The sequence below is a fragment of the Paenibacillus validus NBRC 15382 genome (assembly GCF_004000985.1).
Classification (GTDB): Bacteria; Bacillota; Bacilli; order Paenibacillales; family NBRC-103111; genus Paenibacillus_G; species Paenibacillus_G validus.
Genome location: NZ_BIMH01000013.1, coordinates 1 through 24,173 on the forward strand (window position 1 = coordinate 1; position 24,173 = coordinate 24,173).

Below are 24,173 nucleotides of genomic sequence, written 5' to 3' on the forward strand. Positions count from 1 at the left end.
ATGCCGCTGTAGCTCAATTGGTAGAGCAACTGACTTGTAATCAGTAGGTTGGGGGTTCAAGTCCTCTCGGCGGCACCAGCTTTTATCACAATGGGGATTAGCCAAGCGGTAAGGCAACGGACTTTGACTCCGTCATGCCTAGGTTCGAATCCTAGATCCCCAGCCATGCGTGAGCCATTAGCTCAGTTGGTAGAGCACCTGACTTTTAATCAGGGTGTCGTAGGTTCGAGTCCTACATGGCTCACCATTAAGATCACGCATGCGCGTATGGCGGAATTGGCAGACGCACCAGACTTAGGATCTGGCGGGAGACCGTGGGGGTTCAAGTCCCTCTACGCGCACCATATTGTTGCGGAAGTGGCTCAGGGGTAGAGCATCGCCTTGCCAAGGCGAGGGTCGCGGGTTCGAATCCCGTCTTCCGCTCCATTTTTTTCACTCATGTATATGTGCCCTTAGCTCAGCCGGATAGAGCGTTTGACTACGAATCAAAAGGTCGGGAGTTCGAATCTCTCAGGGCACGCCATTTTCAATTCATAGGATTATTACAACGGGACGTAGCTCAGCTTGGTAGAGCACCTGGTTTGGGACCAGGGGGTCGCATGTTCAAATCGTGTCGTCCCGACCATTTTTTAACTTCAATGTTGAAGCAATATGCGGGTGTAGTTCAATGGTAGAACTCCAGCCTTCCAAGCTGGTAGCGTGGGTTCGATTCCCATCACCCGCTCCATACTTTTAAGCGCCAAAAACCTTTGTATGATGAAGGTTTTTTTTGTTTTTCCAGGGAGCCAAACTTTCTTTGAGGATAAAATCAGTGGATTTTAAACGTTGGAGACGAACTCGTGGCCCGTAATTTTGCGCTTGTTCTTCGGATCGGACACGCCGGCAAGCTTGCCGAGCAACCGGTCGCGCACGATCTTGACGACCTTCATATCGATCTCCCCGATAAACAGACGTCTCCATGACGCCTTCCGCTTCACCATTGCGCAGCAGGCCGTGGTCAATAAAGATACACGTCTGCCGTCTGTGCGGCTTGAAATCGCCTTCCGCTCTTCCGTACCCGCGCTTGTCCGTACACTCGACCTTACCGTCCAGTTGGTACGACATCAGCTGCATGCCGCAGCAGATATCGAGCAACGGCACGCCCAGCTCTAAACACCCGGATCGACCTTCGGCGAGTCCTCGCCGTTGACGCTCGATGGACAGCCGGGGAAGACGATACCCTGGGTTCAAACTCGCGTGCTTGTCCACCGACGTCGAATAAGGCAGCAGCTCGCTGTAGAACGCCGAGGTCAAGGATCCGGCACCCGGACAATTTGGTTGTACGGGCCGCCAATAACCCTCCCTAAATATCCAAATGCGAAAAAAGCGTCAAGATCGGCGGAGATTAAGATTGCACGGCAATCTGCTCCCAGTTCGGGTCCTTGATCTCCACCTCGTAGCCGACGACAGACTGCTTGTAGTTGTCGCCCCACTTTTTCATCATTTCCAATATAGGGATAATCGATTTGCCGTGTTCGGTGAGAGAATACTCGACTTTCGCTGGATACACCGGATACACTTCGCGGTGAATCAGCAGGTCTTCCTCCAGCTCCCGTAGCTGGTTCGTTAATATTTTTTGCGTGACGGGCAGAAGCATCTTCTTCAGCTCGCAGAACCGCCTTGTTTCCTGTTGACCCAGGTACCAGAGAATCATTGGCTTCCATTTGCCGCTGATAACCGATATCGTCAATTCCTTTTCGCATAAGAACGTTTTTTTGGGCAAGCTCATGCCGTCCCCTCCTGAATCGGTATCTATTTGGAAACCAGGTTTCGAGAAAGTGCGCTATTTCCAAGTGTTCACATAGGAATTATAATTTTAAATATCAGAACTGTAAAGAGGCATCTCGGAGGTGAATGAACATGCATGCCGATTATGACGTGATCGTGGCGGGGGCCGGATCGTTCGGCATGAGCGCAGGATATTACGCAGCCAAGGCGGGTGCGCGCGTTCTGATGATCGACTCAGGCGACCCGCCTCATACCCTCGGCAGCCACCATGGCGGAACCCGGATATTCCGGGCGGCTTATACGATGGGCGCCGCGTACGTCCGTCTGGCTCTGCGGGCTAACGCTCTCTGGCATGAATTGGAGCAGGACTATGCAAGCCTGCGTACGGAGCAGGATTTCAGTTCGGGGCCGTTGTTCGAATGTACGGGAGTCGTCAGTATCGGTCCGATCAGCTCCCGCTTCATCCGAAGCAAGCTTGAGAGCTGCATCGAATTCGGCATCGCGCACCGGCGGCTGACCGCGGCAGAAGCAAGAGAAGAGTGGCCAGGTCTGTTCGTTCCCGATTCGATGGAAGCTCTCTATGAGCCGAATGCCGGCGTACTGCACAGCGAGCGCATCCTTCGCGTCTACCGCGAGCTGGCACTTCGGCATGGCGCGAGGCTGCTCCCCTATACAGAGGCGCTGTCGATTGAAGCGACGCCGGATGGCTATGTCATCCGGACGACGGGCGGAGATTATTACGCCAAGCGGGTATTGGCAAGCGGAGGAGCCTGGATCGGCAGACTGCTTCCGCAACTGGAGGCAGTAACGCCGATTCGCAAAGCGGTCGGTTGGTTCGAAGCTCCCCGCGAACAGTACGGAAGCGGGCGGAAGCGCGGCTCCGACAAGTCTGTCTGGAAGGCCGCGACGAGGAGTGGCCCTCCGTTCTGTCGGGCGGCCAGAAGCAGCGGGTGGACCTCGCCCGTGCGCTTATCCGCAACCCCCGGCTGCTGCTGCTCGACGAACCTCTGGGCGCGCTTGATGCGCGAACCCGACTGGATATGCAGCACTTGATCGAGCGGCTGTGGCAGGAGCAGCGGTTCACGACGCTGCTCGTCACGCATGACGTGACGGAGGCGATCAAGCTCGCGGATCGCATCAGTCTGATCGAAGACGGAGCGGTCGCGCTGGATCTGGCGAATCCGCTGCCCCGTCCAAGGACGACCGCGGATCCGGTGTTCAGCCAATTAGAGAAAAAGGTGTTGGATCGCATCATGAGAATCACAACCGAATCGACTGGAGCTGACGTCATATGAGTGGACTAGAACGGATGTTTATACGAACGTCGGAGCAAGAGGAGCGGTTCTCGCTGATCGGCGAACTGGCCGATACGTTCATCGAAGGGGTCCAGGCAGCTGATGAGAGCAACAGCTTCGCTTACCCGCACATCGATGCGCTGCGCAAGGCTGGTTTCCCGGCTTACACTGTTCCTTCCGAATGGGGCGGACTCGATATCTCCTTGTACGAGTTCGTGCTTCTGCAGGAGCGCTTGGCACAAGGCGATGCGGCGATCGCGCTGGGCATGGGCTGGCATCTTGGAGTCATATTCGATCTCAACGAGAAGCGCCCCTGGAACGATGAAGTCTACGCCGCTCTGTGCCGCGACGTGGTCGAGCGCGGAGCGCTCGTCAACCGGGCTGCTACCGAAGCGGATTCAGGCAGTCCGGCACGGGGTGGCAAGCCTCGTACGACGGCGGAGCGTCTGCCAGACGGCGCTTACCGGTTGAACGGCCGCAAGACGTTTACGATGCTGTCGCCGGTGCTCGACTATTTTATCGTAACGGCTGTGCTGGACGATTCGGAGACGGAATTCCTCGTACCGCGCGAAACGGCTGGGCTGTCGATCGATCCGACTTGGCGGATGGTCGGGATGCGGGGCACTGCCAGTCATGATCTCGTCCTGGAAGATGTGACCGTTCCGGAGGATGCGCTGGTCTATACAGCGAAGAAAGCTTACCATCAGTCTCCCAGTCCGTATCTGCTGCACATCCCGGCTTGTTACTTGGGGATCGCGCTGGCCGCTCGCAAGGAAGCGCTGAAGTTCGCCAAGGCCTATCAACCGAACTCGCTGCCGCACGCTATTCTATACGCGCCGAATGTCGAGCAGCAGTTGGGCCAGATTGACTTGGAGCTATCCGTGAGCCGTCATTATTTATACGCGATAGCCGCCCGTTGGGACGAGCTGCGGGGAAGACCGGAGGCGTCTACGCTTATTCCGGAGCTGGCAGCGGTCAAAGCGTTCGCGTTGCAGACGGCGCAGTCCGTCGTTGACAAGGCGATGCGGATCGTCGGCGCTCACGGGCTTGCACAATCTCATCCGCTGCAGCGTTTATACCGCGACGTAAGGTTCGGCCTTCACAACCCTCCGATGGAGGACTTGGTGATTGTCCAGCTCGGGAAACGGGCCGTTAGGGAAGCGGAAGAAACGGAATGGCGATGACCTGCGGGAAGCCGGCTATATTCATCGCGAGCGACATCCAGTATAGGAAGACATCCCGACGATAATCGGCGTCGCGAGCACGACGGCCGACTGGACCCACAGGAGCCCTTGGAGCCGGTCGTTGGCCGCTCCAGCCGCAGGCGGCGGTCGGATTAGGCATCCCATGTTCAATGTTTGGGTAGTGCTTCAAGGAAACATGGATCTCACGACCAAGCTTTGATTGCGAAATCCCCTTTCTTTTGCTTGCTTCACTCAGCTTCATTAGAGGCCACTCCTGATACGTTTGCCTCCATGCTGCCGAAAATGGAAAGTTAATATACCAAATTATAATTGGCATAAAATACTTAGGTGCTATAATATTCAGGCTCTTCTCCGACAATGAACGCGTCCGGCTTTGCATCCTTGACCCTCATGCGAAATTCCCGCCAAAACCGGTGGTCAACCTCGTTGGCCACAGCAAGACGCCAGCCGTCGATGCCGACCTCGCGAATCCAATAATCAGCGCCTTCCAGCAAGTAGTCTTTGACCTCCGGGTGAACCGTGTTTAATTTAGGCACGGAAAGTCATAATAGCCTCCAGACGGGACAGGCAGCTCACCATGAACACCCGTTTCCACGAGCCATGCCGTTTCATCGGCCGCACTTACCCGATACCCGTAGGAAAATCGTTTAAAAGCGGGCTTTACTGCGGTTTCCCAGTAATCGAACCGTGCATCCGAAGCGATGAGCGTCATGTTCTGCTCGATGTAAGTCAAATCCCACTCGACTTGTCCCCCGCGATAAGCACTGCTTCCTCGACATCGCCGCGCTTCGTCCGCAGCCGGAGATGGACGGTTTCCTCGTCATACGCATAACCCCAAATTATTGCGAGTCGCGTGATACAGACATTCCCGCAGCATAGCAGCCCCCTGCGTTCATCGTATATGAAATCACTACGGACTTATGAAACCGAAGATCGGTGGTTATAAACAGGGAGAATGGGTAAAACATGAAAGTAACCCTATCCAAGCAACTTGAAGACCGTAAGCATTCCAAAGTCATCATTGGAGAACGAATAATTTGGGAGTGCGGGTAATCCGAATCGGAATAAGATGTTTTTTTCGCTTTAGCGCATAAATGGACTACATGCTTGTCCAGGGTTGTGTTAAAATAGAGGTTATGACTTGCTTGTTTAGGATGGAGGAAAACCATGTCGGACTCAACTGCAATTATCAACAAAAACACGTCCAACAATTTGCTGCGCCGAGACGTAAGGTTTTTGGGGCATATTTTGGGCGAGGTGCTTGTGCATCAGGGCGGTAATACGCTGTTTACCATCGTAGAGAAAATCAGAGAGATGAGTAAAGCTCTGCGTGCCCAATACACGCCGGAAATGTACAAGGAATTAAAGGAAACGGTGAGCGGACTGGCTCCGGAAATTCGCCACCAGGTGATTCGGGCCTTCGCGATTTATTTCCAATTAATCAATATAGCGGAGCAAAATCACCGCATTCGCCGTAAGCGCGATTATGAGCGTACCGCCGGCGAGAATGTGCAGCCGGGGTCGATCGAGGACGTCGTGCGCGAGTTGAAAAGCTTGAACATCTCCGCCCCGGAAGTGCAAGAGATGATCTCCGGCATTTCGCTCGAGCTGGTGATGACTGCGCATCCGACGGAGGCGACGAGACGGGCCGTGCTCGACATTCACCAACGCATCGCCAAAGACGTGGAGGAGCTCGATAATCCGAATCTCACATTCCGTGAACGGGAGCAGCTTCGCGAGCAGTTGCTCGGTGAAGTCATCACCCTCTGGCAGACCGATGAATTGCGCGATCGCAAACCGACCGTCATTGACGAGGTGAACAACGGACTTTATTATTTTGACGAGACGTTGTTCGACGTGCTCCCGCAGGTGTATCAGGAGTTGGAGCGCTGCCTGTTGAAATATTATCCGGAGGAATCGTGGCACGTGCCGACCTTCCTCAAGTTCGGTTCCTGGATCGGCGGAGATCGGGACGGCAATCCTTCCGTGACGTCGGATATTACGTGGCAAACCCTAACCATGCACCGCAAGCTGGCGCTCGAGAAATATGAGGAAGAGCTGCGAAAGCTGATGGCCCATATGAGCTTCAGCAAAAATATCGTCGAAGTGACCGGCGAGCTTCTCGACTCGATCGAGCAGGACCGTAAAACGGTAGATTTGTCGAACGACGAAGGCTGGCGCAATGAGAAAGAGCCTTACCGCATCAAGGTGCGGTTCATGATCGAGAAAATTCGCAACAGCGGAAACCCCAATATAGCGGACAAGAAAAAATATACGAATCCGGATCAATTCATGGCCGATTTGCAAGTGATTGAGCGCAGCTTGCGCAATCACTATGCAGATTTCATCGCCGATGCATATGTACAGAAACTGATTCGCCAAGTGGAGCTGTTCGGCTTCCATCTGGCCACTCTTGACGTGCGCCAGCACAGCAAGGAGCACGAGTCGGCGATGACGGAAATTTTAGCCGGCATGAGCATCTGTCCGAACTATGCCGCGCTGTCGGAGCAGGAAAAGATCGAGCTGCTGACAGCGCTGTTGAACGAGCCGCGGCCGATTACATCGCCGTATATCAAATACAGCGAGTCGACGCAAGAGTGTCTGGACGTGTACCGCGTCATTCAGAAGGCGCAAGCCGAATTCGGCCGTGCTTGCATTTCCAGCTACTTGATCAGTATGACCCAAGGCTCGAGCGATTTGCTTGAAGTTCTGGTGTTCGCCAAAGAAGCGGGATTGTACCTGCACGAAGCGGACGGGTCCGTCACCTGCACGCTGCAGTCCGTACCGTTATTCGAGACGATCGACGACCTGCATGCCGCGCCGGACATTATGTCCACGCTGTATCAAATTCCGGCGTATCGTAAAAGCCTGGCAAGCAGGAACAACCTGCAGGAAATTATGCTCGGCTATTCCGACAGCAATAAGGACGGCGGCGTTATTACCGCTAACTGGGAGCTGCGCGTAGCGCTCCGCAGCATCACGGCCGCAGCGAAGAAATACGACGTGAAGCTGAAGTTCTTCCACGGCCGCGGGGGAGCGCTCGGTCGCGGCGGCATGCCGCTGAACCGCAGCATCCTGGCCCAGCCGGCGGACACGGTCGGCGGCGGGATCAAAATTACGGAGCAGGGCGAAGTGCTCTCGTCCCGTTATTCGATTAAAGGCATCGCCTACCGCAGCTTGGAGCAGGCAACCTCGGCGCTCATTACGAGCGCGCTGTGGGCCCGCAATCCGCAGCAAGACGCTTCGGAGGAGCGGTATGAATCCATTATGCGGGGGATCTCGGAGAAGGCGCAGCAGAAGTATCAGGATTTGATTTTCCGCGATGCGGATTTCATGTCTTTCTTCAAGGAATCGACGCCGCTGCCGGAGATCGGCGAGCTGAACATCGGTTCCCGTCCTTCGAAACGGAAGAACAGCGATCGTTTCGAAGACTTACGCGCGATCCCATGGGTGTTCGCATGGACGCAGTGCCGTTATTTGCTGCCAGCCTGGTATGCGGCCGGCACCGGATTATACAGCTACTATCAGGAAAAGCCGGAACACTTGGCTACCATGCAGGATATGTATAACAACTGGTCGTTCTTCCGCGGCTTAATCGACAACTTGCAGATGGCTTTAGCGAAAGCGGACCTGTTGATTGCCAAGGAATACGGCAGCATGATCAAGGACCAGCAGGTCGCGAAGCGTATATATGAGCTGATCGAGGAGGAGTACCGGCGGACCTCCGATTTGATCCTGCAAATTACCGGACAACAGGAAATTCTCGATAACGTGCCGGTTATCCAAGAGTCGATTCGCCTTCGTAATCCTTATGTAGACCCGCTCTCTTACATGCAGGTCGACTTGTTGTCGGAGCTTCGCGCAACGCGCGAGGACGGCGGCGAAGACGATCCGCTTCTACTGCGCGAGGTGCTGCTGACTATTAACGGCATTGCGGCCGGCTTGCGGAATACGGGTTGATCGACGGAGGATCTCCCTTCATTTTGAAATAACATACGACAGGGCCGGGAGCTTGATTCCATCATGCCACCCGGCCTTTCTATGCTGTGTACCATATAGTATAGACCGCTTTGACGAAGCTTGATGCGTCGACGGCGACGTGCTGCTATTTCCATGTATTTGGATGACGGTGCGATAGGCGCGATCGTTATCCGTCGCCGGCTGAAACTTAGCTACCTGACCGCCGTATTGATGATTATGTCGGAAGTGTGGCTTTTGGTGAACAGGCCCGCGGCGGCGGCAGCTGCGGCCGTGTCGGTGTATTTTCTTTGGCAGCAGACTGTACAGGGGGTATAGTGGTTTGGTATGCTGTGCATATTGACAGGAATAGTGAACGCGGAAAGAACGGCGTCGTCCTGAACAATCTGAACGGACCTGGAGCTCAGACGAGGCAACGTTCGGAGTGGAGGTAGATCGGTGAATCATATGGACACCCGGCTCGCCAAGCTCGCCCGAGGCGGGGATCGAGCGGCTTTCGCCGAATTGGTGGAGCTGTATAAAGATAAAATTTATCATCTCGCATACCGGATGCTGCACAACCGCCATGAAGCGGAGGAAATCGTGCAGGAGACGTTTTTGCGCGTGTATACAAATTTAGAGCGGTATGACGATCAGCAGAAGTTCTCCACCTGGATTTACCGGATCGGCACCAATCTGTGCATTGACAGGCTCCGCAAGAGGAAGATCACTTACTCGCTGGATGCAGAGATGAACGACGGAGAAGGCAACGACTGGTATTCCACGCTGGCGAGCAACGATCAAACGCCGGACCAGCATGTGGAGCTATCGGAGACGCAGGCGCAAATTCGCGATTCGATCGATACGCTGCCGGAGAAATATAAGGCGGTCGTCGTGCTGCGGTACTTGCAGGATTTGTCGCTACAGGAGATCAGCGAGGCACTGTCGATGCCGGTTACGACGATTAAGACAAGACTGCATCGGGGCCGGGAATACTTGCGAAAAAAATTGGAAACGCTGATTTAGTTTTTTTGAAACGACTTCGTTGCTGCTGCGTATGGTATTACACGACGGATTAGGGACACAGAAGAAAGGAGTGGCTCAAGATGGATTGCAAGGAAGCCCTCCCTTTGTTGCACGAATACTTGGACGGAGGCTTGAGCGCTGCTCAGTCCTCGCAGTTGAAGGAGCATTTGCTTGGATGTGCGGATTGCCGGGCGCGTCTGCAGGAGTACGAAAAGATGGAAGCGCTGGTCCACGCCTGGACCCCGCCCAGCGTACCTGACGATTTGACCGAGAAGATTATGCGGGCGCTGCCCCCGGTCAAACGACACAATGCGTTATACCGCTTTATTCGCAAGCATCCGGCGGCGTCGGTTGCCGCGGTCTTCGCCATGGTGATGCTTTCGTCCTTCCTATCGACGTGGAATGACGATCAAGTGCTGGCGGTGAAAGGACCGGATCTGCAATCGGTTGTCATCAAAGGGGACACGGTTTACGTACCGGCAGGCAGTATAGTGGCCGGCGATTTGACAGTGGAGAACGGGAAATTGCAAGTGGACGGCGATGTGAAAGGCAATGTGGTTGTGATCGACGGTTCGGTGAATTATGCTTCCACCGCACACATCTCCGGGCAGATCAAACAAATCGACGAAGTATTCAGTTGGGCTTGGTACAAAATGAACGCCTGGCTTGCGCAAGTCTCGGACGTTAAATAGATGATGCGACCCCATTCCTGTAATCCTCCCGGTTCTCTTGTAGAGAGGGGAGGGTTTTTTGTTGCAAATATGGTATTATAAAGAAGCACGCTTAGAGAGACAAACATCTGCGGTACGGTTTGGGGGCTAACGCGATGGATTGGATTACGGACATCCGTATTTTAGATATCGTTGATATATTAATTGTGAGTTATGTGATCTACAAACTGATTCTGGTCGTACGGGGAACAAGGGCCATTCAGTTGTTGAAAGGGATTCTGGTCGTTGTCGTAACGTGGGCGTTCAGCTCATGGTTCAAATTGAACACGCTGCAGTGGGTGATGAACCAGATGTTCACGTTCGGTCTCGTCGGCGTGATCATCATCTTCCAGCCCGAGCTTCGGCGCGCGCTCGAGCAGCTCGGGCGCGGCAAGCTGTTCAGCCGGTCGACGCCGGAAGAAGACCAGGACGTCAACCGGAAGATTAACGAGGTGCTGAAAGCGATCGATTACATGGCGAGGCGGAAAATCGGAGCGCTTATCGTGTTCGAGCGGGAGACGGGGCTTAACGATTACATCGAGTCGGGGATTGCGATCGAATCGCACATCAGCTCGGAGCTGCTGATTAACATTTTCATCCCGAACACGCCGCTGCACGACGGTGCGGTTATTATACGCAGGCATCAGTTGATGGCGGCCGGCTGTTATTTGCCGTTGTCGGAGAATCCGTTCATCAGCAAGGAGCTTGGGACCCGTCACCGGGCGGCAATCGGGATGGGTGAGGTATCGGATGCGATGTGCATTATCGTCTCGGAGGAAACGGGACAAGTATCGGTGACGATGAACGGGCACATTTTGCGGGATATTAAGGAAGATGCCTTGTTATCGAAAATGTTCGAGGAATTGAAGCCTAAGGCAAAGACGAAGGAAAAGAGCGCGATAAGCTCCATGTGGAAATGGAGGCGGCGAAACTAATGGATCAGTGGCTTCGCAATACGAATGTCATCAAAATTGTGGCGCTGGCAATCGGCATTCTGCTCTGGGCGGTCGTCCGGATGGACGGGGGCTCGGTTACGGGATCGACCGGTCTCGAGATCGTCGAACAGCAAATCGGGAACGTCTCGGTGACCCCGAAATACGACAACAGTACGTTCTTTGTCGAATCGATCGATCCGCCCCAAGTGACGGTCACGTTATCCGGGCGTGAGTCTGTATTGAAGAAAGTGATGAATACCGGCAATTTCTCCGTCGAGCTTGATCTGACGAAGGTGGGGAAAGGGGAGCATGTGCTGCCCTTGACACCGGTCGGCTTTCCGTCGAATGTGACGGTGAAAGTAATCCCGGCTACGGTGAGAGTCGTGATCGATGAGAAGGGGAACAAATCGATGCCGGTTACGATTAACGTCACGGGGATCCCGGGCGTTGGCCTGAAAGCGGGGCAGCCGGTTGTGAAGCCGAAGCAGGTGACGGTATCCGTGCCGAGCCGCATCTATGACAAAGTGGACTCGGTTCGCGCTGATGTGAACGTGGAGAAGGCGACATCGGCCGTAACGAAACATGCCACGCTGCAGGCGTTCGATAAAGACGGCAATGTCATCGAAACGGCGACGATCAGTCCCGCAGTCGTGGACGTCGAAGTGCCGATTACGAGTCCGTTCACGCTGGTGCCGCTGCAGATCAAGCTGGTCGGCGAGCCCCCGCGCGGGTTTGGTGTAGCCTCGGTACGGCAAAGCACCGACAAGGTAACGGTTTACGGGGCGCAGAATGTGCTGGATCGGATGGAGTTTTACGAAGGACCGCAGGTGGACTTGACGAACTTGAAAGCGGACGAGGAATTCACGCTGACGATTCCGCTGCGCAATGACGTGAAGCAGCTGGATCCGGATAAAGTAACAGTCAATGTGAGCATTGTGCCGTCGGTGACGAAAACGTTGGAGGCCATACCGTTATCGTTCGTCGGGCAGAATGACGGCTTCAATACGAAGGTCGTGCTGCCGGAGTCAGGTCAGCTCAACTTGACGGTGGAAGGCGCGCCCTCGATCATCGAGAAGCTGAAGCCCCAGGATGTGCAGGCCATTCTCGATGTGAGCAACTTGCCGCCGGGCAAGCATGAAGTATCGGTCACTTGGAACTTGCCGACCTTCGTGAAGAAGGGGCCGACGCAGGACTTCAAGGCAACGGTCGAAATCAGTGCGAAAGCAGAAGCGGTCAATCCGGCTGCGGCGACACCTGCCGCGCCGTAGTCGCCGACCCAGTAACAACGGGCTTCGACAGGAGCTTGGATGATTCTGGCTCGGCGTCGAAATTTGACCCTCCGTAACGAATCAGAGATAATGAGAATAGTGTATTGACAGTAGGTATTGGCTTGGGGGAGAGGACAACAAATGGGGAAATATTTTGGAACGGACGGCGTGCGCGGCGTAGCGAATCAGGAACTGACGCCGGAGCTTGCCTACAAGATTGGCCGCTGCGGCGGGTATGTACTGGCCGGTCAAGTGGAGAAGCCGAATGTGGTCATTGGCTTGGATACGCGTATTTCGGGTCCTATGCTGGAGGCCTCGCTCGTAGCGGGATTGCTGTCCATCGGGGCGAATGTGATCCGCTTAGGCGTTATTTCGACTCCGGGCGTAGCTTATTTGACGCGGGCTTTGAAGGCTGATGCAGGTGTGATGATCTCCGCCAGCCATAACCCGGTTGAAGACAACGGGATTAAGTTTTTCGGCGCGGACGGCTTCAAGCTGTCTGACGAGACGGAGCTGGAAATCGAGCGTCTGATGGATGCCGAGCTCGACGAGCTTCCTCGTCCAACCGGAGGCGATATCGGTACGGTGACCGACAATCCGGAAGCGAAGTTTGCTTATTTGGAGTATATCCAATCCACGGTTCGTTCATCCTTCCAAGGCATTCGTGTGGCGCTCGATTGCGCACACGGCGCGGCTTACGAGCTGGCGCCGAAAGTGTTCGAGGCACTGGGCGCGGAAGTCATCACGGTAGGGGCGCAGCCGAACGGACGCAACATCAACGATAACTGCGGATCGACGCATCCGGAAGCGCTGCAGCGCATCGTCGTGGAGCAGAAGGCGCATATCGGGCTTGCCTTTGACGGCGATGCCGATCGCTTAATCGCCATTGACGAGAAGGGCGACGAGGTTGACGGCGACTTCATCCTTAGCATTTGCGGGCATGCGTTGAACCAAGCCGGTAAGCTGAAGGAGCAAACCATCGTCACCACGGTGATGAGCAACATCGGCTTTTTTAAAGGAATTGAAGCGGTTGGCATGAAAGCGGCGAAGACGGCCGTCGGCGACCGCTACGTCATGGAGGAAATGCGTAAAGGCGGGTACAATCTTGGCGGCGAGCAGTCGGGTCACGTCATTTTCCTCGACTATAACACGACCGGAGACGGCATTCTAACGGCGCTTCAGCTGGTGGACACGCTCGTGCAAGCAGGCAAACCGCTCAGCGAGCTGAAACAGATTATGCGTAAATATCCGCAGAAGCTCGTGAACGTGCGTGTCGGCGACAAGAGCAAGCTCAAGGACAATGCCGCTGTAGCAGCGGAGATCGCCAAAGTGGAAGAGCAGCTTGGCGACAACGGCCGCGTGCTCGTCAGGCCTTCCGGTACGGAATCGTTAATTCGCGTCATGGCCGAAGGGCCGGACAAAGAGCTGGTCGAGGCGTACGTACAGCAAATTGCCGACGTGATCGAGCGCGAACTGGTATAACGCAGGGCAAACAAGCGAACATGAGGTCCCCGGGGCTGATTCATGCAGGCATCCGGGGATTTTTGCATAAGCGACGGTGTTTTGAAAACATAATGAAAATTACTTGTTGCACTTTACGGTCAAAATGAATAAGATGTGATTATGTCTTATTCTAAACAGAAAGGTGGGCAGAGGCAGGAACCCTATAAAGCGCCAGAACTGGAGCGGAATGAAGCAGCTTTCAGCTTGCCTGTGAATCGGTCTTAAGTCATCCGTCAGGAGGACTTCTCTTATTTCCCAGACAACGCGGAGCGGGTGGAAGACAGATGAATTCGGCCAGTTGACGAGGTGAAGGTGTTCGAAACATTCGGCGGGGACCTTCCGGTGTGCGATCCGAACCGTAAGTCGAACTACAAATCGTCCGGGTGACCGGACAGACAAATGTTCGGCGGGATCAACGACAAATCGAAAACGAAAGAAAAGCTTCTTTCCATGGGACGCCATCTTCGAGAGAGCCGAGCCGGGAAGCTTTTTGGATCGTGCTGAAAACTGAATATTGTGCGCTGTAAGGGCGCGGATGAAGCTTTATTTCTGCACGAAGTTGAAGCTTCCGTGGGAAACGTATGTGCATCTTTCGAAGAAAGGCGATAGAGCTTTTCTAAATTAGGAGGATCACGACATATGTGCGGTATTGTTGGTTATGTAGGTAAACGGAATTCCCAGAATATATTGATTGACGGTTTGAAAAAACTGGAATATCGCGGTTACGACTCCGCTGGTGTGGCGGTTTATACGAAGGACGGACTGCAAATCAAGAAATCCAAGGGGCGCTTGGCCAATTTGGAATCGAAGCTCGATGAAGCGCCGCTCGAAGGCAACATCGGCATCGGGCATACCCGCTGGGCGACGCACGGCAAACCGTCGGATGTGAACTCGCATCCGCATACGGACAATTCGTCCAAGTTCTCGGTCGTACACAACGGCATTATTGAAAATTATATGCAATTGAAAGAAGAACTGACGGCAAAAGGCCATGTGTTCGTATCGGAAACGGACACAGAGGTTATTTCCCACCTGATCGCGAGCTTGTACGAAGGCGATATCGTTAAAGCGGTGCAAAAGGCCGTAACGCGCATGAGAGGCGCTTTTGCACTGGGCGTGCTGACCGAATACGAGCCGGATAAATTGGTCGCTGTTCGTTTGTCCAGCCCGTTGATTATCGGTGTGGGCGAAGGCGAGAACTTCATCGGTTCCGACATCCCGGCCATCCTCGAATACACGCGCAACGTGTATATTCTAAACGACGGGGAAATGGCTCTTCTGACAAAAGACGACGTTACGTTGATGACGTTGGAAGGCAATTTTATTTCCCGGGAATTATTTCATGTCGATTGGGATATTGTTACGGCGGAAAAGGCCGGTTTTGATCACTTTATGTTGAAAGAAATTTACGAGCAGCCTAAGGCGTACCGCGATACGATGGGAGCCCGGATCGATGCGGCCGCATCGAAGGTTGTACTCCCGGAGATTGGGATGACCCCGGAACAAATTCGTTCGATTCGTCAAGTGCACATTGTAGCTTGCGGCACGGCGTATCATGCAGGCTTGGTTGGGAAGTCCGTCATTGAACACTTGGCGCGCATTCCGGTAGAAACCGATGTTGCTTCGGAGTATCGCTACCGCTCCCCGATCATTACGCCGGAAACGCTTGTGATCGTTGTAAGTCAGTCCGGTGAGACGGCCGATACACTGGCAGCCCTTCGTGAAGCGAAGCGCTGCGGCGCTCGGGTTGTCGCCATCACGAACGTAGTGGGCAGCTCCGTCGCGCGCGAGGCGGACGATGTGATTGTTACGTGGGCCGGTCCGGAGATCGCCGTAGCTTCTACCAAGGCTTATACGTCCCAATTGATCGGGTTCTATTTGTTCGGCCTATACTTGGCTCAAACGCTCGGAACAGCAGAAGCGACTTATATCGAGGAAGTGCTCCGCGGACTGCAGGAGCTTCCGGAGAAGGTTGAGCGCATCCTGGAGCAATCCGAGGCGATCAAGGAAGTAGCCGAGCAGATTTCGACGCATCACAGCTTGTTCTTCATCGGCCGCGGCCTCGATTATGCGGTAGCGTTGGAAGGCTCGTTGAAGCTGAAAGAGATTTCATACATTCACTCGGAGGCTTATGCCGCCGGCGAATTGAAGCACGGTACGCTCGCACTGATCGAGGAAGGCATCCCGGTTATCGCCTTAGCGACGCAAGACGCGCTGTTTGAGAAAACGGTGAGCAACATCAAGGAAGTGAAAGCGCGCGGCGCTCAAGTGTTTGGCATCCACATGGAAGGCGATACCGAGCTGGCGAAAGCCGTTGACGAAGTATTCGCGATTCCGCAAACGCACCCGCTGCTTGCACCGGCGCTGACTGTTGTGCCGCTGCAGCTGCTTAGCTACTATGCGTCCTTGGCGCTGGGCCATGATGTGGATAAACCGCGTAACTTGGCGAAGAGTGTAACGGTAGAGTAAAGAGAAGAGGGGGCACAGCCCCTGTTGTCCAGTGATAAAGATGTCGTGAACCAGTAAAAGATGTCGTGAACCAGTAAAAGATGTTGTGAACCAAAAAAAGATGTCATGAACCGATATGCAAGATGATTCAGCATCTAGAAGGGAGCCCGGGGAATGATTCGTGGCTCCCTTTTAATTTGTGTAGAAATAAATGTATACGGGATTTTACGATTGGTGGTGAAATTGTTGAGTGACATTGGCTATAGAATCAAATGTATCCGCAAAGAGAACAATTTAAACCAAATTCAGTTTGCAAAAAGTATAGGCATTTCTCAAGGAAACCTGAGTGAAATTGAAATGGGAAATAGTAATCCGTCTGCGGAAACATTAATATCTATTCGAACACAATATAATGTGAACATAAACTGGTTATTAACTGGTGTCGCTGCAGAAGATGGGACGACATATGAAGATCAGTTCGAGAAAAGGCTGATTGAAGTTTTTAGAAAACTTGATGATTATGACAAGAACGAAATAATTGAGTTTATACGAGTAAAAATAAATTTAAGATCAATATAGTTATTTAATGAAAATAAAGGATTTTCGCTTAGCTTAAGATAAGTCTCTTATTAAAGCAATACATGCTCCCCGCATATGTACTTTTATTATAATGAGGAGGACGTAGCCCAAGCGAAGGAGCGGGAGCGTCCTTTTTGAACTAGCGGGCAGTTTAGTGACAAAAAAAGGAATCCTTTGTAAGGTAAAGAATAATAGAATCTGTGACGTTGATGAATTAGCGGTTATATGCAATTGGGGGAAGGACGAAAGATCGAATATATGCCATTACCATTTATTGTTGGTAGTGGTATATTTGTTTTAAGTGAATCAGTACATGATAACACTAGCCGGCGCGAGTTCGAGGAAGTCTTCACTAGCTTGAAGGAGTCTGTATAAAACAAAGTGGTTTCGAAGATGTTTGGAAGACTTTGCATAGAACGGAGCGGATTCAAAGATGTCTTGATAAAAGGACTCTGTATAGATCGTAGTGGATTTAAGATGGTTGCCAGGGCATACAGACTTTCCGTCGGTAAACGCGAAGAAGCCCTCGACAGCGTAACGCCGCATTATGCGAGCCATTTTTTATTCCCTCAGAAATGCTTGAAACCCTTGTCCCATAAGGGATTTCGCTGATTCCCCACTTCGCTTTTGTCGCTTTGTCCTCGCATAACTTGGATTTTTTCAGCCAAGATATACGAACCAGGCACTTAAAGGTTATGCGCGGAAAAAGATATACGCACCTGATTTTTACGAGATATACGAGGCTGATGGTTCGATCATAAATCGCATCAAAACACCAGTCAAGCTGACCCTGTCATTTAGGTGTTGTATTCTTCTGAACTGACAAGGAGGAATGACAGAACGTGGAAAAGAATGATGTCGCTGTCCAGAATGAGCCCAAAAGCAAACCTCGGGCCCTTCTGGAAGTATTAGCCGTATCCACGAAACTCGGTCTCACTTCATTCGGAGGACCGATCGCTCATCTCGGTTATTTTCATGACGAATACATACGCCGCCGCAAATGGATGGACGAACGGAGTTATGCGGATCTGGTCGCGCTTTGTCAGTTTCTTCCCGGTCCTGCCAGCAGTCAAGTCGGAATCGGGATTGGTGTCATTCGCGCCGGTTTGCTTGGCGGGCTGACTGCTTGGCTCGGCTTTACGCTGCCATCTGTCATCGCGCTGGTTCTGTTCGCCTTTCTTTTGCAGGGATTTGATATTGAAAGCGCAGGATGGATCCATGGCCTTAAGATCGTCGCCGTAGCCATTGTCGCTCAAGCCGTTCTTGGCATGGGACAAAAACTGACCCCTGACCGAAATAGAGCGACAATCGCCATTATTGCAGCGTCCGCCACCCTCTTGTGGCAGACAGCTTTCAGCCAGTTCCTGCTTATTGTTGTCGCGGGCATAGCTGGACTTATGTTATACAGAAAAACGGCAATACCTGAAGCACCGAACCTGTCAGTTCCTATCAGTCGCAGCTTTGCCGTCATCTGCTTGTCTCTTTTCTTTGGACTCCTGATCGCTTTGCCTCTGCTTCGACAATTTGGTGTTGCGGACTGGCTGTCCTTGTTCGACAGCTTTTATAGGGCAGGTTCTCTTGTATTTGGCGGAGGTCACGTTGTTCTTCCGCTGCTTGAACGGGAAGTCGTACCGACAGGGTGGATCAGCGAGGCAGACTTTCTAGCCGGTTACGGTGCGGCGCAAGCGGTGCCTGGACCGTTATTCACCTTTGCCGGTTATTTAGGTGCGATGATAAACGGAGTGAAAGGAGCTATGATCGCTACAGCGGCCATCTTTCTGCCTGCTTTTCTGTTGATCATAGGCGCGCTACCCTTCTGGAATTCCTTGCGAAAAAGCCCTAAAGTACAGGGGGCGCTGATCGGGATTAATGCAGCGGTCGTCGGCATCTTGTTAGCTGCATTATATAACCCGCTGTGGACGACGGCTATTCTGGCTCCTGCTGATTTTGCCTTGGTTTCGACTCTGTTCTTGATGCTCGTCTTTTGGAAGATACCGCCTTGGGTTGTTGTTATCATAGGTGCGATAGGCGGAACGCTGCTCGGACTGATTTGAAAATGGATCGCATACATTGCCATGATTCAGGGAATTGAGATGCAATAAGTTCAGAATACGACTAAACCGCCACTGCTTCACGCGGATCTCCTGTTAAGGATGTTCAAAGCCTGAATCTTAAGAGGGTGTATGACATGAGCACTGAGAAATTAATTCGAAAGTTTGACAAACAAGCAAAAATATACGAAATGAGAAGAAGGAAGCAATCGGAAAAAAAGTGGCGTGAAAAATTGATCCGTTGCGCAAAGGGACGTGTTCTGGAAGTTGGTGTAGGAGCGGGAGCCAACTTTCATTTTTACCCTAAGGACGTTGAAGTGACGGCAGTCGATTTTAGTAAGGAAATGATGAGCAGAGCAAAAGAAGCAGCTGCTGAAAGCGGTATTCAAGCGGAATTCACTCTTTCCGATGTTGAATCGCTTTCCTTTCCGGACGATTTGTTTGATACCATCGTATCCACATTGACGTTTTGCGGGTATGAAGATCCACATCGAGTATTAAGTAATATTCAAAAGTGGTGCAAGCCGGGCGGACAGATTTTATTAATGGAACATGGAATCAGCTCATATCGGTTCGTCGGCCGGATTCAAAAGATGGTGGATCCGTTGTTCAAGAAAATGGTCGGATGCCATCTTAAACGAGACATCTTGCAGATTCTTAAGAATACGAACCTGAACATAAAGAAAGTAGAGCGGCATATGTTGGGAGCTGTATACCTGGTGTGGGCTGCCCCGAATAAATAGATCCAAACCGGCTTTTGTCCCATGCATACGGGATGAAAGCTTTTTTTATTGACCCTGGCAATCGGCAATTTCTATGTATTGACAGGGCAATGAATTTGTTTTAGTATTCAAGTGAATACTTGAATATTGGGTGGTTTTAGATGGACAACATGAACGGAAGACCTTTCAAAGATGCGATTTATAAACAATTCGCGCGGATCGGAAAATGCTTATCCAGCGAGAGACGCCTTGAACTTCTCAACCTGCTGTCACAGGGGGCCAAGTCCGTCGAAAAGCTTGCCCAGCAGACGGATATGACCATCGCCAACGTCTCCCAACATCTTCAGGTTCTTTCCGAAGCCCGCTTGGTGACGTCCAAGAAGAGGGGAACTTATGTGTATTATGAGTTGGCGAACACGGCAGTAAACGAACTATTGCTGTCTATGTGGAAAACAGGGGAACAGCAGCTTGCAGACATTCAAAAGATAAAAGAAGAATTTATGCCCCCACACGGCGGTTTTCATACGATTTCTCTGGAAGAAGCATTGGCCAAACATAAACAGGGGGAAATCATTCTCGTTGATGTCCGGCCTTCCGAAGAGTACGAATATGATCATATTCCTGGCGCTATTTCCATTCCGATTGATGAGCTGGCTGAACATATGAATGAACTGCCGAGCGATCTTGAAATTGTAATCTACTGTCGCGGGCCATACTGTGTGTACTCGGCACAAGCCGTCTTGGAGCTGCGTAACAAAGGTTTCCTCGCTTACCGATTGGAAGAGGGGGTGCATGAATGGAAAAAACACACGGGAAGCCTTCACTAAACCGAATTTATCTGGATTACAACGCAAGCACTCCCATTGCTCCAGAAGTAGCGAAGGAAATCCAGTCGTTTCTGGTTGACCGGTTCGGCAACCCTTCTGCAAATCATTGGGCATCCCATTCGCTTCAGGAGACCATCCATCAATCGCGGGAGAGTGTTGCGCTTCTTTTGGGTTGCAATCCGGAAGAAATCGTGTTCACAAGCGGAGCCAGCGAAGCGAATAATCAGGCGCTGAAAGGCGTATTCTTTGGCCGTCAAAGACGAGGAAATCATATCATTGCAACAAAAATTGAACATCCTTCCGTTCTGGAGGCTTGTCGTTTTCTTGAAAGAGTAGGTGCGCAAGTTACCTATCTCGAGGTTGATGAATTCGGTCTCGTCTCTCCTGAGGATGTCGAAAAGGCGATCACCGATCAAACCATTCTCATCTCGATCATGCATGCCAATAACGAAGTGGGAACGATCCAGCCCATATCGGAAATTTCCCGAATCGCCCGAAAGCACGGAATTTATTTGCATTCGGACGCTGCCCAATCCGTCGGAAAGATACCGGTTAATGTACATGAGCTCGGGGTTGACTTGTTATCCGTCGCGGGTCATAAGTTCTATGCACCCAAGGGGATCGGAGCGTTATATATCCGCAGCGGTGTTGTTCTTGAGTCGCTTATCCATGGTGCCGGGCATGAATCGGGGAGGCGGGCCGGAACCGAGAACGTTCCGTATATTGCCGGGCTTGGCAAAGCAGCAGAGTTGGCCGCTCAGGATTTATCTGCCGAACATCTCAAAGCACTCGGTCAATATTTCTGGAATGAATTGAAAAATCACTTTCAAGACGCGATATCATTGAACGGGCATCCCGTTCATCGATTGCCGAATACGTTCAATATCAATTTTCATGGTTACAGCGGGCAGGAAATACTTCGGCGATTGCCCGAGATCGCGGCCACGACGGGTTCCGCTTGCCACACAGGCAGCACGTCGTTATCCCCGGTTTTATCGGCAATGAAAGTTCCTGAAGAGAAGGGAAGAGGAGCGGTACGATTCAGTCTGGGGAGAAATACGACAGAAGAGACGGTTAAAGAAGCCTTATCGTTGATCAAAGAACGGATACCTTGCATCACAAAAGGAGGCGTTTGAAATGTTATTTCGTCAATACTTGCATCACGATCCGGTGGTGGCCATTTCCTATTTCTTTGGGTGCGGCAGCCGGTCGCAAGGGGTTGTCGTGGATCCGGTCGAGGAAGCCGTGGATTTCTATATCGAAGAGTCCAAGCGTCTTGGCATGGACATTCGTTATGTGATCGATACTCATCTTCACGCCGATCATATTTCGGGCGCGCGAGAGTTGGCGAAAAAGACAGGCGCAGCTTATGTCATGCATCAATCAGCGGCAACCGCTTTTCCGTTTCAATCCGTCGAGGACGGGGACGAAATCGTTGCCGGGAACACCGTGATTCGAATTCTTCATACGCCCGGTCATACCCCAGAGCATTTCAGTCTTGTCGTAACGGATCGGGCGCGCGGCGACGATCCTTGGTTTATCGTAACGGGGCACACTCTCATGGTTGGAGATGTGGGTCGGACGGAACTGGCGAGTGACGTCAAGGCGGGCGCAATGCAGCTGTACGAAAGCTTGTTTCAAAAGATTCTGGTTCTGCCGGATGAACTCGAAGTGTATCCCGGAGCGTATTCCGGTTCGGTATGCGGCAGGAGCTTGAGCGGCAAACCTTCTTCCACCATCGGATTTGAGAAGAAATCCAATAAAGCGTTGCGTCTGAAGGAGAGAGAAGCATTTGTTGCCTTCATGACCGAAAATATTCCCGAACCTCCCGCAGGATACCAGGAGATTCGAGCATATAACTCCGGTTTTCAAACGAATAAGCCATGACCGAAATGACTCCTCGACAAGGCATTCGCAACAACGCATTCAACTTTTTCATGCTTGTATTCACCAATTTGTTCGTCGGTTCCATGGTGGGAATGGAACGAACCATTTTGCCGCTCATTGGCGAGCAAGAGTTTGGACTTGCTTCTACTAGCGCAGCATTGTCATTTATCGTATCGTTCGGGTTCTCAAAAGCGATCGTGAACTACTTTGCAGGCAGGTTGGCGGAGCAATTCGGTCGCAAAAAAGTATTGCTGGCGGGCTGGGGCTTCGGTTTCATCGTGCCCCTGCTGGTCATTGCGGCGCATGAATGGTGGGTTATTATTGTTGCCAATCTATTTCTGGGAATCAATCAAGCTTTGACTTGGTCCATGACGGTGAACATGAAGATCGACCTGGTGAAAAGCAATGAGCGGGGATTTGCGATCGGTCTGAATGAAGCAGCCGGCTATTTAGGTCTCTCGGCTGCCGCTGCCATGACGGGGTACATCGCATCCGTTTCATCTTTGCGCCCGGAGCCGTTTTTATGGGGACTCGGGTTTGCGTTGGTCGGATTTCTGCTTTCGTTAACCGTGAATGCTACGGAAAAACATTTGACGCTTCAAAACGTGACAAAATCTGCTCAATCCGAGTATTCATCGACAATCATCATGAAGTTGGTGACTTGGAAAGAGCGAACGCTTTCGAGTTGCAGCATCTCCGGGCTGGCTACCAATTTCAAAGACGGGGTGGCATGGGGGCTATTTCCATTATTCTTGCTGGATAAAGGGTTAACGGTCGGCGAGATAGGGGTTATCGTTGCCGCATACCCGATATCGTGGGGAACCTTTCAACTGCTTACCGGCGCCCTGAGCGACATATGGGGAAGAAAACCTCTGATCGTTGCGGGAATGACTTTGCAAGGGCTTGGCCTGTTATCTTTTGCTTTTTCGCACAGCTATACCGCATGGTTATTAGACGCTATCGTTATTGGACTTGGAACCGCGATGGTTTATCCGACTCTCCAGGCAACGGTTAGCGACGTGGCCGATCCTTCCTGGAGAGCATCGGCGATGGGAGTCTATCGCTTCTGGAGAGACAGCGGATATGCGTTTGGAGCGCTGTTTGCCGGCTTCGTTTCAGATATGATTGATTCTAAGGCTGCCATAGCGATTCTATCCCTTTTGCCCTTGGCTGCGGGCGTTGTGTCGTTTTACAGGATGAAAGAGTCTTTGAAAAAATAGGCTTCTTTACCTTTACTGCGTGGACTACACACCCGGTGAGTCAGCAAAATCCGGAATGATTTCGGGAAAATCTTTTATCAGAATAAAATGGTAAAAACGCTTAGAAAGAGAGGAAGAGAGTCATGTCCATTCAGAAAGAAGTAGTGATTCAATCAGATATTGATTCGGTCTGGAGAACATGGACCGAATCGGACGGGTAGCGCAATGGTTTACACATGCTGCTGAGATTGAGCCGAGAGTTGGAGGCAAATACGAGGTTTATTTTAACCCTGCTGACAAAGATACGATGAGCACAAAAGGTTGCAAGGTTTTGAAGATTGAAATACCGAAGGTCTTGGTTTTTGATTTGAAAGATCCGGATCAATTCGCCGAACTCATGAATCAGCCTAACGAGCTAACGGTCGTTGAAGTAACATTCACTGCACACGGGAAGAATACAAAGGTTTCGTTAAAGCATAACGGTTGGAAAGATTCCGAAGGTTGGTCTGCAGCAAAACAATGGCATATCCATGCTTGGGATGACGTGTTATCGAGCTTAAAGTCAAAACTTGAGTCGGATACAAACGGAGATGTTCTTTATGTCGGCGTATCCGGGGGTCAGACCGCTTGTTAGAAAAAGTCGCTGATTTGTTGCATTATGCAACAAATCAGCGACTTTTCAGTGAGATGCTTTCAGTTGAAAAAATAGACGATCTCTCAGCTAATCATTTGGCATGGTTTCATCCTCCGTGCATTTTTTTAACCATATCGATAAAGTCGATCTGGTGAAAGGC

The 24,173-nt window shown here is 51.9% G+C and carries 18 protein-coding genes, 8 tRNA genes and 5 pseudogenes; 26 read left to right on the forward strand and 5 right to left on the reverse strand.

All coding sequences use genetic code 11. From position 1 onward, the window contains the following. Window positions 1-2: 2 nt before the first annotated feature. From PVA01S_RS11060 to PVA01S_RS11095, 8 genes are all read left to right on the forward strand, one after another. Window positions 3-78: transfer RNA gene (locus PVA01S_RS11060), tRNA-Thr, on the forward strand. 13 nt (window positions 79-91) lie between these two features. Next, a tRNA-Gln gene (locus tag PVA01S_RS11065) sits at window positions 92-166 on the forward strand. Window positions 167-171: 5 nt separating this feature from the next. Continuing rightward, a tRNA-Lys gene (locus PVA01S_RS11070) sits at window positions 172-247 on the forward strand. 14 nt (window positions 248-261) lie between these two features. Then, window positions 262-344, forward strand: a tRNA-Leu gene (locus PVA01S_RS11075). Between the two features lie 7 nt (window positions 345-351). Beyond that, window positions 352-426: transfer RNA gene (locus PVA01S_RS11080), tRNA-Gly, on the forward strand. 20 nt (window positions 427-446) lie between these two features. Further along, window positions 447-523 (forward strand) — tRNA-Arg (locus tag PVA01S_RS11085). A gap of 25 nt (window positions 524-548) precedes the next feature. Then, window positions 549-625: transfer RNA gene (locus tag PVA01S_RS11090), tRNA-Pro, on the forward strand. A gap of 28 nt (window positions 626-653) precedes the next feature. After that, window positions 654-727 (forward strand) — tRNA-Gly (locus PVA01S_RS11095). 103 nt (window positions 728-830) lie between these two features. On the opposite strand, the pseudogene PVA01S_RS27210 reads toward PVA01S_RS11095, so the two are convergent. Together PVA01S_RS27210 and PVA01S_RS11100 are read right to left on the reverse strand one after the other, a co-directional pair. Further along, a pseudogene (locus PVA01S_RS27210) lies at window positions 831-1,334 on the reverse strand (glutamine amidotransferase-related protein); the annotation flags it as partial. A 50-nt stretch (window positions 1,335-1,384) separates the two neighbouring features. Beyond that, window positions 1,385-1,768, reverse strand: a complete 384-nt coding sequence (locus PVA01S_RS11100) for a winged helix-turn-helix transcriptional regulator (RefSeq protein ID WP_127607598.1) — start codon at window positions 1,766-1,768, stop codon at window positions 1,385-1,387. A gap of 131 nt (window positions 1,769-1,899) precedes the next feature. On the opposite strand from PVA01S_RS11100, the pseudogene PVA01S_RS27215 reads away from it, so the two are divergent. From PVA01S_RS27215 to PVA01S_RS11115, 3 genes and pseudogenes are all read left to right on the forward strand, one after another. Continuing rightward, a pseudogene (locus PVA01S_RS27215) lies at window positions 1,900-2,592 on the forward strand (FAD-dependent oxidoreductase); the annotation flags it as partial. A gap of 32 nt (window positions 2,593-2,624) precedes the next feature. Next, a pseudogene (locus PVA01S_RS11110) lies at window positions 2,625-3,062 on the forward strand (ATP-binding cassette domain-containing protein); the annotation flags it as partial. Then, window positions 3,059-4,246 (forward strand): acyl-CoA dehydrogenase family protein, encoded by a 1,188-nt coding sequence (locus PVA01S_RS11115; protein ID WP_127607604.1) that lies wholly within the window; start codon window positions 3,059-3,061, stop codon window positions 4,244-4,246. The pseudogene PVA01S_RS11110 and the gene PVA01S_RS11115, both read left to right, overlap by 4 nt. On the opposite strand, the gene PVA01S_RS11120 is transcribed toward PVA01S_RS11115, so the two are convergent. From PVA01S_RS11120 to PVA01S_RS27225, 3 genes and pseudogenes are all read right to left on the reverse strand, one after another. Continuing rightward, window positions 4,215-4,508, reverse strand: a complete 294-nt coding sequence (locus tag PVA01S_RS11120) for a hypothetical protein (RefSeq protein WP_127607606.1) — start codon at window positions 4,506-4,508, stop codon at window positions 4,215-4,217. The genes PVA01S_RS11115 and PVA01S_RS11120 overlap by 32 nt on opposite strands. Before the next feature lie 106 nt (window positions 4,509-4,614). Then, a pseudogene (locus PVA01S_RS27220) lies at window positions 4,615-4,803 on the reverse strand (alpha-amylase family glycosyl hydrolase); the annotation flags it as partial. Next, window positions 4,791-5,170, reverse strand: a pseudogene (locus tag PVA01S_RS27225) (alpha amylase N-terminal ig-like domain-containing protein). The pseudogenes PVA01S_RS27225 and PVA01S_RS27220, both read right to left, overlap by 13 nt. A 264-nt stretch (window positions 5,171-5,434) precedes the next feature. On the opposite strand from PVA01S_RS27225, the gene ppc reads away from it, so the two are divergent. From ppc to PVA01S_RS11200, 15 genes are all read left to right on the forward strand, one after another. After that, complete coding sequence (gene ppc / locus PVA01S_RS11130; RefSeq protein ID WP_127607608.1) at window positions 5,435-8,227, forward strand: phosphoenolpyruvate carboxylase; 2,793 nt, start codon at window positions 5,435-5,437, stop codon at window positions 8,225-8,227. Between the two features lie 465 nt (window positions 8,228-8,692). Further along, window positions 8,693-9,250, forward strand: coding sequence for an RNA polymerase sigma factor SigW (gene sigW, locus PVA01S_RS11135; RefSeq protein ID WP_155615828.1), 558 nt, complete (start codon window positions 8,693-8,695; stop codon window positions 9,248-9,250). 80 nt (window positions 9,251-9,330) lie between these two features. After that, complete coding sequence (locus tag PVA01S_RS11140; protein ID WP_054798261.1) at window positions 9,331-9,942, forward strand: zf-HC2 domain-containing protein; 612 nt, start codon at window positions 9,331-9,333, stop codon at window positions 9,940-9,942. A 134-nt stretch (window positions 9,943-10,076) separates the two neighbouring features. After that, the gene (gene cdaA, locus PVA01S_RS11145) at window positions 10,077-10,895 is read left to right on the forward strand and encodes a diadenylate cyclase CdaA (RefSeq protein WP_127607612.1); all 819 of its coding nucleotides are present in this window, start codon (window positions 10,077-10,079) and stop codon (window positions 10,893-10,895) included. Continuing rightward, entirely contained in the window at window positions 10,895-12,163 is a 1,269-nt protein-coding gene (locus PVA01S_RS11150) for a CdaR family protein (protein WP_127607614.1), read from the forward strand. Before cdaA ends, PVA01S_RS11150 begins: the two co-directional genes overlap by 1 nt. A gap of 141 nt (window positions 12,164-12,304) precedes the next feature. Next, window positions 12,305-13,645 carry a phosphoglucosamine mutase gene (gene glmM / locus PVA01S_RS11155; protein ID WP_127607616.1) on the forward strand — a complete coding sequence of 447 codons (1,341 nt, stop codon included), beginning with the start codon at window positions 12,305-12,307 and terminating at the stop codon, window positions 13,643-13,645. Window positions 13,646-14,305: 660 nt separating this feature from the next. Then, complete coding sequence (glmS, locus tag PVA01S_RS11160; RefSeq protein WP_054800318.1) at window positions 14,306-16,135, forward strand: glutamine--fructose-6-phosphate transaminase (isomerizing); 1,830 nt, start codon at window positions 14,306-14,308, stop codon at window positions 16,133-16,135. A 153-nt stretch (window positions 16,136-16,288) separates the two neighbouring features. Then, window positions 16,289-16,693 carry a helix-turn-helix domain-containing protein gene (locus tag PVA01S_RS11165; protein ID WP_051318252.1) on the forward strand — a complete coding sequence of 135 codons (405 nt, stop codon included), beginning with the start codon at window positions 16,289-16,291 and terminating at the stop codon, window positions 16,691-16,693. Window positions 16,694-17,535: 842 nt separating this feature from the next. Then, the gene (locus PVA01S_RS11170) at window positions 17,536-18,747 is read left to right on the forward strand and encodes a chromate transporter (RefSeq protein ID WP_127607618.1); all 1,212 of its coding nucleotides are present in this window, start codon (window positions 17,536-17,538) and stop codon (window positions 18,745-18,747) included. A 134-nt stretch (window positions 18,748-18,881) separates the two neighbouring features. Next, window positions 18,882-19,487 (forward strand): class I SAM-dependent methyltransferase, encoded by a 606-nt coding sequence (locus PVA01S_RS11175; protein WP_062494123.1) that lies wholly within the window; start codon window positions 18,882-18,884, stop codon window positions 19,485-19,487. Window positions 19,488-19,636: 149 nt separating this feature from the next. After that, window positions 19,637-20,293: a metalloregulator ArsR/SmtB family transcription factor gene (locus tag PVA01S_RS11180; protein ID WP_027093267.1), complete on the forward strand. Its 657-nt coding sequence runs from the start codon at window positions 19,637-19,639 to the stop codon at window positions 20,291-20,293. Further along, window positions 20,263-21,429: a cysteine desulfurase family protein gene (locus PVA01S_RS11185; RefSeq protein ID WP_127607620.1), complete on the forward strand. Its 1,167-nt coding sequence runs from the start codon at window positions 20,263-20,265 to the stop codon at window positions 21,427-21,429. Before PVA01S_RS11180 ends, PVA01S_RS11185 begins: the two co-directional genes overlap by 31 nt. Window position 21,430: 1 nt before the next feature. Then, on the forward strand, window positions 21,431-22,180 hold the full coding sequence (locus PVA01S_RS11190; RefSeq protein WP_127607621.1) for an MBL fold metallo-hydrolase: 750 nt from the start codon (window positions 21,431-21,433) through the stop codon (window positions 22,178-22,180). 5 nt (window positions 22,181-22,185) lie between these two features. Next, on the forward strand, window positions 22,186-23,400 hold the full coding sequence (locus tag PVA01S_RS11195) for an MFS transporter (protein WP_127607623.1): 1,215 nt from the start codon (window positions 22,186-22,188) through the stop codon (window positions 23,398-23,400). 178 nt (window positions 23,401-23,578) lie between these two features. Further along, on the forward strand, window positions 23,579-24,013 hold the full coding sequence (locus PVA01S_RS11200; RefSeq protein WP_225312755.1) for an SRPBCC family protein: 435 nt from the start codon (window positions 23,579-23,581) through the stop codon (window positions 24,011-24,013). Window positions 24,014-24,173 lie beyond the last annotated feature (160 nt).

What these genes read in the sequence shown, in the direction of transcription:
- PVA01S_RS11100 (WP_127607598.1), bottom strand. Translation starts at nt 1,768, where the DNA reads ATGAGCTTGCCCAAAAAAACGTTCTTATGCGAAAAGGAATTGACGATA.
- PVA01S_RS11115 (WP_127607604.1), top strand. Translation starts at nt 3,059, where the DNA reads ATGAGTGGACTAGAACGGATGTTTATACGAACGTCGGAGCAAGAGGAG.
- PVA01S_RS11120 (WP_127607606.1), bottom strand. Translation starts at nt 4,508, where the DNA reads ATGAAGCTGAGTGAAGCAAGCAAAAGAAAGGGGATTTCGCAATCAAAG.
- ppc (WP_127607608.1), top strand. Translation starts at nt 5,435, where the DNA reads ATGTCGGACTCAACTGCAATTATCAACAAAAACACGTCCAACAATTTG.
- sigW (WP_155615828.1), top strand. Translation starts at nt 8,693, where the DNA reads ATGGACACCCGGCTCGCCAAGCTCGCCCGAGGCGGGGATCGAGCGGCT.
- PVA01S_RS11140 (WP_054798261.1), top strand. Translation starts at nt 9,331, where the DNA reads ATGGATTGCAAGGAAGCCCTCCCTTTGTTGCACGAATACTTGGACGGA.
- cdaA (WP_127607612.1), top strand. Translation starts at nt 10,077, where the DNA reads ATGGATTGGATTACGGACATCCGTATTTTAGATATCGTTGATATATTA.
- PVA01S_RS11150 (WP_127607614.1), top strand. Translation starts at nt 10,895, where the DNA reads ATGGATCAGTGGCTTCGCAATACGAATGTCATCAAAATTGTGGCGCTG.
- glmM (WP_127607616.1), top strand. Translation starts at nt 12,305, where the DNA reads ATGGGGAAATATTTTGGAACGGACGGCGTGCGCGGCGTAGCGAATCAG.
- glmS (WP_054800318.1), top strand. Translation starts at nt 14,306, where the DNA reads ATGTGCGGTATTGTTGGTTATGTAGGTAAACGGAATTCCCAGAATATA.
- PVA01S_RS11165 (WP_051318252.1), top strand. Translation starts at nt 16,289, where the DNA reads ATGATTCGTGGCTCCCTTTTAATTTGTGTAGAAATAAATGTATACGGG.
- PVA01S_RS11175 (WP_062494123.1), top strand. Translation starts at nt 18,882, where the DNA reads ATGAGCACTGAGAAATTAATTCGAAAGTTTGACAAACAAGCAAAAATA.
- PVA01S_RS11180 (WP_027093267.1), top strand. Translation starts at nt 19,637, where the DNA reads ATGAACGGAAGACCTTTCAAAGATGCGATTTATAAACAATTCGCGCGG.
- PVA01S_RS11185 (WP_127607620.1), top strand. Translation starts at nt 20,263, where the DNA reads ATGGAAAAAACACACGGGAAGCCTTCACTAAACCGAATTTATCTGGAT.
- PVA01S_RS11190 (WP_127607621.1), top strand. Translation starts at nt 21,431, where the DNA reads ATGTTATTTCGTCAATACTTGCATCACGATCCGGTGGTGGCCATTTCC.
- PVA01S_RS11195 (WP_127607623.1), top strand. Translation starts at nt 22,186, where the DNA reads ATGACTCCTCGACAAGGCATTCGCAACAACGCATTCAACTTTTTCATG.
- PVA01S_RS11200 (WP_225312755.1), top strand. Translation starts at nt 23,579, where the DNA reads ATGGACCGAATCGGACGGGTAGCGCAATGGTTTACACATGCTGCTGAG.